The sequence below is a fragment of the Streptomyces sp. NPDC047014 genome (assembly GCF_040644195.1).
Taxonomy (GTDB): domain Bacteria; phylum Actinomycetota; class Actinomycetes; order Streptomycetales; family Streptomycetaceae; genus Streptomyces.
In genome coordinates this window covers 25,519-37,248 of the sequence record NZ_JBEYVX010000023.1, presented here as the reverse complement: position 1 = coordinate 37,248, position 11,730 = coordinate 25,519, and the positions used below count along the sequence as shown (strand labels likewise).

Below are 11,730 nucleotides of genomic sequence, written 5' to 3'. Positions count from 1 at the left end.
GCACTTCGGGCATCCGGAAAGAGCTGATTGTCCGTTTCCTGCAAGTGAGACATGCGTCTCTTCCGGTCAACTGGCGTGTCCCGCCCCAGGGCTTGCGCAAACCCCGTCCCCACCTGCGCAAACATCCCTCCGGGGAGCGCAAGTAGGGGCCCTTTCTCCCCGATGTTCCTCGTTGAACATCGGGGAGAGCTATGTCTACCTTCTGAATCGCTCGCCACCGCGAGCACCTTCGACCGCATCGCCGAGTCCTGCCGGCGGACGGGGGGAACAGTCGTCGCGTCAAGCGCCGAAGGCAGGAGCGGGGGAACCAAGGTAGGCGCCGGGAAAGGTCGTTGAGAGACGGTCAGGTACCGGCTAGGGGTTAAGTGGTGCGCTAGGTCGCACCGCCGGGCACTCACACCCGAACCCGACAGCTCACCTCGTAGGCGTCGGTGAGGAGAAACTCCATGCTGCTTTCCGGCAAGGGCAAGCACCGTCGCGGCTCCAAGGCCGTCCGCATCGTCACGCTCGCCGGCGTCGCCGGTGTCGCTGTCGCCGCCCCCCTGATGGCCGCGGGTACCGCCAGCGCCGCCACCGGCTCCGAGTGGGACAAGGTCGCCCAGTGCGAGTCCGGCGGCAACTGGTCCATCAACACCGGTAACGGCTACTACGGCGGACTGCAGTTCTCGTCCTCCACGTGGGCCTCCTTCGGCGGCAAGTCCTACGCCGCGCAGGCCAACCAGGCGTCCAAGGCGCAGCAGATAGCTGTCGCCGAGAAGGTCCTCAAGGTCCAGGGCAAGGGTGCCTGGCCGAGCTGCGGCAAGGGCCTGTCGAACTCCTCCTTCACGGGTGGCGGCTCCACCGAGGCCCCGGCCTCCAGCAAGCCGAAGAGCACCCCGAAGAAGACCGAGACCAAGAAGGCCGAGACCAAGGCTGCGCCGAAGAAGGAGACCAAGCGGGCCGAGGCCCCGGTCACCCGCTCCGAGCGCACCGAGGCCCCCGCGCCGAAGACCGGCAACGGCTCCTACGAGGTCAAGGCCGGCGACACCCTGGGCACCATCGCCGACGCCAACGGCGTCAAGGGTGGCTGGGAGAAGCTGTTCGAGCTGAACAAGGACATCGTCTCGGACGCCGACCTGATCTTCCCGGGCCAGAAGCTCAAGCTCAGCTGAACCGCGCGGCCGTAGCCGCGCACGCGTACGCAACGCACAGCATTCCCACCGCCCGGCGCGCCGCCCCCCACGCGCCGGGCGGTGGTGTGTGCGCCCCCGTACGCCTCCCGCGCCCCCTCCGGAGCGTGCCCCTATGTCCCGGAAGAGGGGTATTCAGCCCCTTTTTCGTCCCAGGGGACGGGCGGTCGGCCGGCCGAACCCCGGAAGCCGGTTAGGCTCTAGGCGGCAAGGCCATCCCACGGCCTGACACGCCACCGCACACCCAGCGTCACATCCCAGAAGGAGATGCTCGTGCCGTCCATCGACGTCGTCGTAGCCCGGGAAATCCTGGACTCCCGAGGCAACCCCACGGTCGAGGTCGAGGTGGGCCTCGACGACGGCAGCACCGGCCGTGCTGCCGTTCCGTCCGGCGCCTCCACCGGTGCCTTCGAGGCCATCGAGCTCCGCGACGGTGACCCCAACCGCTACATGGGCAAGGGTGTCGAGAAGGCCGTCCTCGCCGTCATCGAGCAGATCGGCCCGGAGCTCGTCGGCTACGACGCCACCGAGCAGCGGCTGATCGACCAGGCCATGTTCGACCTGGACGCCACCGACAACAAGGGCTCGCTCGGCGCCAACGCCATCCTCGGCGTCTCCCTCGCCGTCGCCCACGCCGCGTCCGAGGCGAGCGACCTGCCGCTCTTCCGCTACCTCGGCGGCCCGAACGCGCACCTGCTGCCCGTTCCGATGATGAACATCCTCAACGGTGGGTCGCACGCCGACTCCAACGTGGACATCCAGGAGTTCATGATCGCCCCGATCGGTGCGGAGTCCTTCTCCGAGGCCCTGCGCTGGGGTGCCGAGGTCTACCACACCCTCAAGAAGGTCCTGCACACCAAGGGCCTGTCCACCGGCCTGGGCGACGAGGGCGGCTTCGCCCCCAACCTGGAGTCCAACCGCGCCGCGCTCGACCTCATCGTCGAGGCCATCAAGCAGGCCGGCTACACCCCGGGCAAGGACATCGCGCTCGCGCTCGACGTCGCCGCGTCCGAGTTCTACAAGGACGGCAAGTACGAGTTCGAGGGCCAGTCCCGCTCGGCCGCCGAGATGACCGAGTACTACGAGGAGCTCGTCTCCGCGTACCCGCTCGTCTCCATCGAGGACCCGCTGTTCGAGGACGACTGGGCCGGCTGGAAGATCATCACCGACAAGCTGGGCGCCAAGGTCCAGATCGTCGGCGACGACCTCTTCGTCACCAACCCCGAGCGCCTCGCCCGCGGCATCGAGGAGGGCTCCGCGAACGCCCTGCTCGTGAAGGTCAACCAGATCGGTTCCCTGACCGAGACCCTGGACGCCGTCGAGATGGCCCAGCGCAACGGCTTCAAGTGCATGATGTCCCACCGCTCCGGCGAGACCGAGGACGTCACCATCGCCGACCTCGCCGTCGCCGTGAACTGCGGTCAGATCAAGACCGGCGCCCCGGCCCGCTCGGACCGCGTCGCCAAGTACAACCAGCTGCTGCGCATCGAGGAGATCCTCGACGACGCCGCCGTGTACGCGGGCCGCAGCGCCTTCCCGCGCTTCAAGGGCTAATCACCCCCCTGAGGGGCTGGCCTTTCGGACGTCCCCGCACTCGGTCCCGTACCGTGTGCGGGGACGTAGTGCGTAGGGCGTACCAAGGGGAGGCGGACCAATGGCCGGGAACCGGGATCGGTTCTCCACCTTCTCCACAGCCACGCGGCTCAAGCAGCTGGGTGAGCGGACCGCCGCCCACGTCTACCGCTCGCAGTCGCGCCGCCAGGTCCGCCGCAGCCGGCTCACCGGCCGCGCCGCCCTCCTGGTGCTCGTCCTGTGCACGCTGGTCGTCGCGCTCGCGTACCCCATGCGCCAGTACGTCTCCCAGCGCTCGGAGATCGCCGAGCAGCAGCGGTCCGCCGCCTCGGCGCGCGAGCGCCTGGAGCGGCTGCGCGACGAGAAGGCCCGCTGGCAGGACGACGCCTACGCGGAGCAGCAGGCACGCAGGCACCTGCACTTCCTGCGCCCGGGGGAGACCGGTTACATCATGAGCGACCCCGGCTCCCAGCCGCAGCCGCGCAGGACCGGGCACGCGGGCTCGGACCGGCCCTGGTACTCGAACGTCTGGGACGGCGTCGACAAGGCGGACCGCCCCGGCGACTGAACCCGTACCGCTTCACAGCGATTTCGCCAGACCGCAGCACCCATCCACGAGAACGAAGAGACTTCCTCCAGGCATGCAGACTCCCCCGCCCCAGACCGACCGGACCGAGCCGACCGACGCGGACATCGAGGCGTTCGAGCAGCAGCTCGGCCGCCCGCCGCGCGGGCTGCGCGCCATCGCGCACCGCTGCCCCTGCGGCCAGCCCGACGTGGTGGAGACCGCCCCCCGGCTGCCCGACGGCACCCCCTTCCCGACGCTGTACTACCTGACGTGCCCGCGCGCGGCCTCCGCGATCGGCACGCTGGAGGCCAACGGCGTGATGAAGGAAATGCAGGCGCGGCTCGCCGAGGACCCGGAGCTCGCCGCCGCCTACCAGGCCGCGCACGAGGACTACATCCGGCGCCGCGACGCCATCGAGGTGCTCCAGGGCTTCCCGAGCGCCGGCGGCATGCCGGACCGGGTCAAGTGCCTGCACGTGCTCGTCGGCCACTCGCTGGCCGCCGGGCCGGGTGTGAACCCGTTCGGTGACGAGGCGCTGGAGATGCTGCCCGAGTGGTGGGCCAAGGGCGCCTGCGTCACGCCGTGCGGGGAGAAGAAGGACGAGGAGGCCGCCCGGTGACCCGGGTCGCGGCCATCGACTGCGGTACGAACTCCATCCGGCTGCTCGTGGCGGACTGCGACCCGGCCTCCGGCGAGCTGACGGAGCTGGACCGGCGGATGACCGTCGTCCGGCTGGGCCAGGGCGTGGACCGCACCGGCCGGCTGGCCCCGGAGGCGCTGGAGCGCACCTTCGCGGCCTGCCGGGAGTACGCGGGGATCATCGAGGGCTTCGGCGCGGAGCGGGTGCGCTTCGTGGCCACCTCCGCCTCCCGCGACGCCGAGAACCGCGAGGACTTCGTCCGGGGCGTCGTGGAGATCCTGGGCGTCGAGCCCGAGGTGATCTCCGGGGACCAGGAGGCCGAGTTCTCCTTCACGGGCGCCACCAGGGAGCTGACCGCGCACGAGCACCTGGAGCGGCCGTTCCTGGTGGTGGACATCGGCGGCGGCTCCACCGAGTTCGTGGTCGGCGAGGACCGTGTGCGCGCGGCCCGCTCCGTGGACGTGGGCTGCGTGCGGATGACGGAGCGCCACTTCGTGGTGGACGGCGAGGTCTCCGACCCGCCGTCCGAGCGGCAGATCGCGGCCGTCCGCGCCGACATCGAGGCGGCCCTGGACCTGGCCGCCGAGACGGTCCCGCTGGCCGAGGCCCGCACCCTGGTCGGCCTGGCGGGCTCGGTGACCACCCTCGCGGGGATCGCCCTCGGCCTGCCCGAGTACCGCTCCTCGGAGATCCACCACGCGCGCATCCCGTACGACCAGGTCCGCGCCCTCACCGACCGCATGCTGACCTCCACGCACGCGGAACGCGCGGCGATCCCGGTGATGCACCCGGGCCGCGTGGACGTGATCGGCGCGGGCGCCCTGGTCCTCCTGTCGATCATGGAACGCACGGGCGCCCGGGAGGTCGTGGTCTCGGAGCACGACATCCTGGACGGCATCGCGATCAAGACCGCGGAAGAGGTCGAGGCCGGCAAGGGGCGGGTCTGAGCCGTTCCCTCGCCGGACGAAGGTGCTCCGGCCGCCCGGAGCACCTTCCGTCTCGGCTCAGATGTCGCGGTGGACGTCGCGCCGGTCGGCGGCCTTCACGACGAGGATGACGAGTTCGCCGTCCAGCACCTGGTAGGCGATCCGGTGGGCGCCGACCCGGAGCCGGTAGAGGCCGGACGGTCCGGTGAGCTTCTTGACGTCGGCGTCCTCGCGGTACGGATCGTCCCCCAGGGCGGTCAGGGCGGCGAGGATGCGCATGGCGGCCGGCCGGTCGATCGCCCGGAGTCGGCGTTGCGCGGCCGTGGTGAACCGGAACGCGCACGTCACGCTGCTCCGTCACCCCGCTCGCTGAACAGGTCGGCCAGCAACTCGGCCATGGTCACGGTCGGCCCGCCCTCGGCCAGCACGGCTTCTGCCCCGCGCGCGAGCAGTTCGTCGGCCGCCTCTTCCAGGGCGTTGTAGTCCGCGATGGGAACCAGGGCCGCCACCGGGGCGCCGTTCCGTGTGATGACGGTCGGGGCGCCCTGCTCGGCCCGGTTGATGTGGTCGGCGAGATGGGCCCGGGCTTCGCGCACGGTCACAGCGTTCTCACTCATGAGGGCGGTGTACGCGCCTGCGTGTACACCGGAAGGTGCCGCGCTCCAGGGGATGAAAGGTCATCGCGGGGTCTGACCCGTGGATCCCTCGTGCAGCGCCCTCCGGGACGGACGAACCGGGGGGTGCTGCGGGGTTTCAGGACCCTCGGGAGGGCTTTATCGGGGCTTTAGGTCCCGTGGCGCGGATCAGGTTCGTGAAGTTCTTCACAAGGAAAAAGTGCCTGATGGTCCACCGAGAGGGCGCTTCGGCCCCTTCCGGGGGTCCCGGAGGTCTTCCGGAGCGGACGTCCGTGCGATGCGCGGGGTTCGGTGAGGGGCCTCCGCGGGGAGCCGGGAAGCCGGTGGTCTACTCCGGTTCCGGCCTTGGAGGCCAGTTCAGGACGGGTGCACAACGACTCCCGCCGCACTCTGGTTCCCGTCGCGCGACATGACCTCCGTCACGTGGGCGGCGGAGTGTAGCAGAGGCCCTCCGACTCCTTGTGAAGGGGCTCACGAGCAACACCCCATTGGGTGCTGGATACTCGTTCTCATGAGCACCACGGAGCGTCCCAGGATCCTCGTAGTAGGAGGTGGGTACGTAGGTCTGTACGCGGCCAAGCGCATCATGAAGAAGATGCGCTACGGCGAGGCGACCGTCACGGTCGTCGACCCGCGCTCGTACATGACCTACCAGCCCTTCCTCCCCGAAGTGGCCGCAGGCAGCATCTCGCCTCGGCACGTCGTCGTCCCGCTGCGACGCGTGCTGCCCAAGGCTGAGGTTCTCACCGGCCGGGTCACCAGCATCGACCAGGACCGCAAGGTCGCCGTCGTCACGCCGCTCGTCGGCGAGGCGTACGAGCTGCCCTTCGACTACCTGGTGATCGCGCTCGGCGCCGTCTCCCGCACCTTCCCGATCCCCGGTCTCGCAGAGCAGGGCATCGGCATGAAGGGCGTCGAGGAGGGCATCGGCCTGCGCAACCACGTCCTCGAGCAGCTCGACAAGGCCGAGTCCACGACGGACGAGGACGTCCGCCGCAAGGCCCTCACCTTCGTCTTCGTCGGCGGCGGCTTCGCCGGTGCGGAGACCATCGGTGAGGTCGAGGACATGGCCCGCGACGCCGCCAAGTACTACTCCACGATCAAGCGCGAGGACATGCGCTTCATCCTCGTGGACGCCGCGGACAAGATCCTCCCCGAGGTCGGGCCCAAGCTCGGCACCTGGGGCAAGGAGCACCTGGAGTCCCGGGGCATCGAGATCTACCTCAACACCTCCATGGACTCCTGCGTGGACGGCCGTGTGGTGCTGAAGAACGGTCTCGAGGTCGACTCCGACACCATCGTCTGGACCGCCGGCGTCAAGCCCAACCCGGCGCTGGCCCGCTACGGCCTGCCGCTCGGCCCGCGCGGCCACGTCGACGCCCAGCCGACCCTCCAGGTCACGGGCACCGACTACATCTGGACCGCCGGCGACAACGCCCAGGTCCCGGATGTCGCCTCCCGCAAGGCCGGCGTCGAGAACGCCTGGTGCCCGCCGAACGCCCAGCACGCGCTGCGCCAGGCCAAGGTCCTCGGCGACAACGTCATCTCGGGCATGCGGGGCTTCCCGCAGACCGAGTACTCGCACTCCAACAAGGGTGCGGTGGCGGGCCTCGGCCTCCACAAGGGCGTGGCGATGATCGTCATGGGCAAGATGAAGATCAAGCTCAAGGGCCGGCTCGCCTGGTACATGCACCGTGGCTACCACGGCATGGCCATGCCGACCTGGAACCGCAAGATCCGCGTCTTCGCCGACTGGACCCTCGGCATGTTCCTCAAGCGCGAGGTCGTCTCCCTCGGTGCGCTGGAGACCCCGCGCGAGGAGTTCTACGAGGCCGCCAAGCCGGCGCCGGCCCCGGCCGCCGCCGCTGCCCCGGCCGAGAAGGCCAAGGCTTCCTGACCCTGCTCGCGCAGGCAGGCCGCTGACGCGGCCGACCGCACGTCCCCGAAGGGGCCGCCCGCCATCCGTGGTGCGGGCGGCCCCTTCGGCGTACCCGGGGCCGCGGCTGGGTAGATCGAGGGGTCGGAACTTTGTGGAGGTGCGCCATGACCGACGCCGCTCCGCGGCTGGCCGCTGTGGCCGAAACCCTGCTCGGCGGCCCCCTTCCCGTGCGGATCCGCGCGTGGGACGGCAGCGAGGCCGGGCCGCCGGACGGGCCGGTGCTCGTCGTCGGGGGCCGCCGGGCCCTGCGCCGGATGCTGTGGCGGCCGGGGGAGCTGGGCCTGGCGAGGGCCTGGGTGGCCGGTGAGCTGACCGTGGAGGGGGACCTCTTCGAGCTGCTGGACCGGGTGGCGGGCCTGCTCTGGGAACGCGGCCGCGAGCCCGGCCCGGTGCCGGATCAGCCCTCGGCCGCCGCGCCCGGCGGCTCCCCGGCCGCGGCGCCCGAGGTGCCCCCGGCCGCCGCGCTCGGCGTGTCCCCGGCCGCCGCGCCGCCCGAGGTGTCCGCCGCCGCGCCCGCCGCTTCCCGCCCCGCCGGTCCGCGCCGCCCGCGGCGGCCCCGGCTGCCGCGCCGCGCCGCGGCCCTCGCGCAGACCGCGGCCCTGCTGCGCGACCCGGCCACCCGGGGCGCCATACGGGACCTCGTCACCCTGGCCCGCCCGCTCCCCGCGCCCCCGCCGCCCGCCGAGGAGGCCGTCCCGCGCGGCGGCGGCCAGCACACCCGGGGCCGCGACCGGCAGGCCATCAGCCACCACTACGACGTGGGCAACGACTTCTACGAACGGGTCCTCGGCCCCTCCATGGTGTACTCCTGCGCCTACTGGAGCCCCGGCGCGACCCTGGAGCAGGCCCAGCACGACAAGCTCGACCTGGTCTGCCGCAAGCTCGGCCTCGCGGCGGGGGACCGGCTCCTCGACGTCGGCTGCGGCTGGGGCTCCATGGCCCTGCACGCGGCCCGTGCGTACGGGGCCCGGGTCACCGGGGTCACCCTCTCCCGCGAGCAGGCCCTGTACGCCCGCAAGCGGATCGCGGACGAGGGCCTGGCGGACCTGGTGGAGATCCGGATCCAGGACTACCGGGACGTCAAGGACGGTCCGTACGACGCCATTTCCTCCATCGGCATGGCCGAGCACGTCGGGGCCGACCGCTACCGCGAGTACGCCCGCACCCTGCACTCCCTGCTCCGCCCCGGCGGCCGGCTCCTCAACCACCAGATCGCCCGGCCGCCCGAGGCCGACGAATCGGTTTACCACGTCGACGAGTTCATCGACGCCTACGTCTTCCCCGACGGGGAGCTCTCACCGCTCGGCACCACCGTGGGCGAGCTGGAGCGGGCCGGTCTGGAGGTCCGGGACGTGGAGGCGCTGCGCGAGCACTACGCGCTGACCCTGCGGGCCTGGGTGGCCCGCCTGGAGGACCGCTGGGAGGAGGCCGTGGCCCTGACCTCCCCGGGCCGGGCGCGGGTCTGGCAGCTGTACATGGCCGCCTCGGCCCTCGGCTTCGAGCACGACCGGCTCGGCGTCAACCAGATCCTCGCCGTACGGCCCGCCGCGAAGGGCGCCTCGGACCTCCCGCTGCGGCTGCGCACCTGGGGCACACCGGCCTGATCCGGGCAAAGGCGGGAGCCCCGGGGCAGTGCGCCCCGGGGCTCCGGTCGTCGTCCGTACGGGCCGTCCGCTACTCGGTCTTGATGGCCGTGAGCATGTTCAGCCGGGCGGCGCTGCGGGCCGGCCACATGGCGGCCAGGACGCCGACCACGGCGGCCAGCAGCAGGAAGATGCCGATCCGGTCGTACGGGACGATCAGCTCGTAGCCGGGCAGCGCCTTGGTCAGCGTGGTGCCGACGGCCCAGGCGAGGAAGACGCCGATCACGATGCCGAGGACGGCTCCGAAGAGCGAGATGACCACGGCCTCCAGGCGGATCATGTTCTTGACGCGGCTGCGGTCGAGGCCGATGGCCCGCAGCATGCCGATCTCCTGGGTCCGCTCGAAGACGGACATCGCGAGGGTGTTGACGACGCCGAGCACCGAGATGATCAGGGCCATGCCGAGCAGGCCGTACATGATGTTCAGCATCGTGTTGATCATGCCGCCCATCTCGTTGCGCATGTCCTGCTGGGTGGCGACCTTGATGGCCGGGTTCTTGCCGAGGGCGTCCACGACCTTCTGCTGGCCGGCCTTGGAGGCGCCGCCGTCGACGTTGACGTACACCTCGGATATGTACATCTCCTCGGTGTGCCCGCTGAGGATCTTGTTGTCGATGAGGTCCCCGTAGAGCAGGTCGCCCATGTCCTTGTAGACCGCGCCGACCTTCAGGGAGGCTTCCTGGCCGTCGTCGAACCGGGCCTTGAGGGTGGAGCCGACGGCGAGCTTCGAGGTCTTCACGTCCTTGTCGGAGATCGCGACCTCGCCCTTGGCCAGGCTGTCCAGGGAGCCGCTGACCACCTCGATGTTGAGCAGCTGGCCGATGGCTGCCGGGTTGACGCCGACGGCGGCGCGGACGTCGCCGTCGACCTGGAAGTAGCCGGCCGCCATCGGGGAGACCGCCTTGATGCCAGGCGTCGCCAGGGTCTCCGCGACGGACTTGTCCAGGCCGCCGGAGGCGGACATGGAGACCCGGTAGTCGGCCTTCAGCTTCTCGGTGCTCATCCGGTCGACGACCTTGCCGACGGTGACACCGAAGACGGACAGCGTGGTGACGAGGGTCAGGCCGATCGCGAGCGAGGCGGCGGTGACGGCGGTGCGGCGCGGGTTGCGGACGGCGTTCTGCGCGGCGAGCTTGCCGGGGACCCCGAAGAGCTTCTGCAGCAGCGGGCGGACGGCGCCGATGACGGGCCGGGAGAGCAGCGGCAGCAGCACGATCAGGCCGATGAGCATGAAGAAGGCGCCGCCGCCCATCAGCATGCGGCCGTCGCCGCCGCCCTTGGAGACGCCGAGGAGGACCAGGCCGATACCGAGCAGGCTGACGAGCGAGCCGGTGATGTTGCGCAGGCGCAGGGACTTGGCGTTGGCCGGCAGGTGGGCGCTGCCCATGGCGGCGACGGGGGCGATGCGGCCGGTGCGCCAGGCGGGCAGGATCGCGGCGACGGTGGTGACGAAGACGCCGATGACGAGCGCGGCGACGACGGTGCCCGGGGCGATCACGAGCCCGCCGCCCGGGAGCTTCGCCCCGAAGGTGGCGATGGCGGAACGGATCGCGACGGCCAGGCCGATACCGCTGAGCAGGCCGATGGCGGCGGACACGAAGCCGACGACCAGGGCCTCGACGAGGACCGAGCGCATGACCTGGCCGCGGTTGGCGCCGACGGCGCGCAGCAGGGCCAGCTCCTTCGTGCGCTGGGTGACCAGCATGGTGAAGGTGTTGTAGATGAGGAAGATGCCGACGAAGAGGGAGATGCCCGCGAAGACCAGCAGCATGGTGCTGAGCTCGCTCAGGCCCTTCTCGATGTCCTTGGCCTGCTCGGCGGCGAGCGCCGCGCCGGTCTTGGCCTGGACGTTCTTGCCGACCAGCGGCTTGATGTCGGTCAGCAGCCTGTCGGCGGAGGTGCCGTTCTTCGCGGTGACCGACACGTCCTGGAAGTAGCCGGGCTTGAGGTAGAGCTCCTGGGCGACCGCGGTCTCGAAGAGCACCAGGCTGCCGCCGGCCTGGACGGCGCCGTCCTCGGTGGTGAAGACACCGGCGAGGGAGTACTCCTTGACCGGGCCGTTGGTGGCGACGCGGACCTTGTCGCCCGCCTTGTACTTGCCCGCGTCGGCGGTGGCCTTGTCGAGCGCGATCTCGTCGGCCTTGGCCGGGCCGGCGCCCTGGACGAAGGTGTAGCGCGGGTTCTTGCCGTCCTTGACGGGCGTGAAGTTGGAGCCCTGGTTGGACCAGCCGGCGCCTATCAGCTTGCCGTTCTCGTCGCCGACGCCGGCGAAGCCGGACACGCGGCCGGAGACGGAGTCGACGCCGGGCAGCGCCTTGATCTTCTCAAGGGTCGGCTGGCCGATACCGGGCTCGCCCTCCTTCTCGCCCTCGGGGGTGCGGGTCTGGCCGTACGAGGAGAGGGAGACGGCGACGCCCGCGTAGTCCTTCGCGCTCTGGTTGGAGAGGGACTTCTTGAGGGTGTCGGTGAAGACGAGGGTGCCGGAGACGAAGGCGACGCCGAGGGTGACGGCGAGCACCGTCATCAGCAGCCGGGCCTTGTGCGCGAGGACATTGCGCAGGGCGGTACGGAACATGGATTCAGTCCTGGGGCTGGAAGTCTGGAGGGAGGGCTTCGGTCACGGCGGGCGTGCGGGCCG

The 11,730-nt window shown here is 70.9% G+C and carries 10 protein-coding genes and 1 riboswitch; of the genes, 7 read left to right on the top strand and 3 right to left on the bottom strand.

All coding sequences use genetic code 11. The features are described from left to right. Nucleotides 1-274: 274 nt before the first annotated feature. A riboswitch (cyclic di-AMP (ydaO/yuaA leader) is annotated at nt 275-443 on the top strand. Between the two features lie 3 nt (nt 444-446). From ABZ873_RS16075 to ABZ873_RS16055, 5 genes are all read left to right on the top strand, one after another. Next, entirely contained in the window at nt 447-1,151 is a 705-nt protein-coding gene (locus tag ABZ873_RS16075; RefSeq protein WP_360871323.1) for a transglycosylase family protein, read from the top strand. A gap of 285 nt (nt 1,152-1,436) precedes the next feature. After that, complete coding sequence (gene eno / locus ABZ873_RS16070; RefSeq protein WP_360871320.1) at nt 1,437-2,723, top strand: phosphopyruvate hydratase; 1,287 nt, start codon at nt 1,437-1,439, stop codon at nt 2,721-2,723. Between the two features lie 100 nt (nt 2,724-2,823). Then, the gene (locus tag ABZ873_RS16065) at nt 2,824-3,309 is read left to right on the top strand and encodes a septum formation initiator family protein (protein ID WP_360871317.1); all 486 of its coding nucleotides are present in this window, start codon (nt 2,824-2,826) and stop codon (nt 3,307-3,309) included. 73 nt (nt 3,310-3,382) lie between these two features. Then, nucleotides 3,383-3,928 (top strand): DUF501 domain-containing protein, encoded by a 546-nt coding sequence (locus ABZ873_RS16060; protein ID WP_360871314.1) that lies wholly within the window; start codon nt 3,383-3,385, stop codon nt 3,926-3,928. Beyond that, a complete protein-coding gene (locus tag ABZ873_RS16055; protein ID WP_360871311.1) occupies nt 3,925-4,896 on the top strand; it encodes a Ppx/GppA phosphatase family protein in 972 nt (323 codons plus the stop codon). Before ABZ873_RS16060 ends, ABZ873_RS16055 begins: the two co-directional genes overlap by 4 nt. Before the next feature lie 57 nt (nt 4,897-4,953). Here the strand turns inward: ABZ873_RS16055 and ABZ873_RS16050 are convergent, their stop codons facing one another. Together ABZ873_RS16050 and ABZ873_RS16045 are read right to left on the bottom strand one after the other, a co-directional pair. After that, nucleotides 4,954-5,223 (bottom strand): type II toxin-antitoxin system RelE/ParE family toxin, encoded by a 270-nt coding sequence (locus ABZ873_RS16050; protein WP_360871308.1) that lies wholly within the window; start codon nt 5,221-5,223, stop codon nt 4,954-4,956. Continuing rightward, nucleotides 5,220-5,492: a type II toxin-antitoxin system Phd/YefM family antitoxin gene (locus ABZ873_RS16045; RefSeq protein ID WP_360871305.1), complete on the bottom strand. Its 273-nt coding sequence runs from the start codon at nt 5,490-5,492 to the stop codon at nt 5,220-5,222. Before ABZ873_RS16045 ends, ABZ873_RS16050 begins: the two co-directional genes overlap by 4 nt. 529 nt (nt 5,493-6,021) lie before the next feature. Between ABZ873_RS16045 and ABZ873_RS16040 the strand changes: the two genes are divergently transcribed. Then, the gene (locus tag ABZ873_RS16040) at nt 6,022-7,407 is read left to right on the top strand and encodes an NAD(P)/FAD-dependent oxidoreductase (RefSeq protein WP_360871301.1); all 1,386 of its coding nucleotides are present in this window, start codon (nt 6,022-6,024) and stop codon (nt 7,405-7,407) included. Nucleotides 7,408-7,553: 146 nt separating this feature from the next. Then, nucleotides 7,554-9,053: a cyclopropane-fatty-acyl-phospholipid synthase family protein gene (locus ABZ873_RS16035; protein WP_360871298.1), complete on the top strand. Its 1,500-nt coding sequence runs from the start codon at nt 7,554-7,556 to the stop codon at nt 9,051-9,053. Between the two features lie 70 nt (nt 9,054-9,123). On the opposite strand, the gene ABZ873_RS16030 is transcribed toward ABZ873_RS16035, so the two are convergent. Then, entirely contained in the window at nt 9,124-11,667 is a 2,544-nt protein-coding gene (locus ABZ873_RS16030) for an FtsX-like permease family protein (protein WP_360871295.1), read from the bottom strand. Nucleotides 11,668-11,730: the final 63 nt, after the last annotated feature.

What these genes read in the sequence shown, in the direction of transcription:
- ABZ873_RS16075 (WP_360871323.1), top strand. Translation starts at nt 447, where the DNA reads ATGCTGCTTTCCGGCAAGGGCAAGCACCGTCGCGGCTCCAAGGCCGTC.
- ABZ873_RS16060 (WP_360871314.1), top strand. Translation starts at nt 3,383, where the DNA reads ATGCAGACTCCCCCGCCCCAGACCGACCGGACCGAGCCGACCGACGCG.
- ABZ873_RS16045 (WP_360871305.1), bottom strand. Translation starts at nt 5,492, where the DNA reads ATGAGTGAGAACGCTGTGACCGTGCGCGAAGCCCGGGCCCATCTCGCC.
- eno (WP_360871320.1), top strand. Translation starts at nt 1,437, where the DNA reads ATGCTCGTGCCGTCCATCGACGTCGTCGTAGCCCGGGAAATCCTGGAC.
- ABZ873_RS16065 (WP_360871317.1), top strand. Translation starts at nt 2,824, where the DNA reads ATGGCCGGGAACCGGGATCGGTTCTCCACCTTCTCCACAGCCACGCGG.
- ABZ873_RS16040 (WP_360871301.1), top strand. Translation starts at nt 6,022, where the DNA reads ATGAGCACCACGGAGCGTCCCAGGATCCTCGTAGTAGGAGGTGGGTAC.
- ABZ873_RS16035 (WP_360871298.1), top strand. Translation starts at nt 7,554, where the DNA reads ATGACCGACGCCGCTCCGCGGCTGGCCGCTGTGGCCGAAACCCTGCTC.
- ABZ873_RS16030 (WP_360871295.1), bottom strand. Translation starts at nt 11,667, where the DNA reads ATGTTCCGTACCGCCCTGCGCAATGTCCTCGCGCACAAGGCCCGGCTG.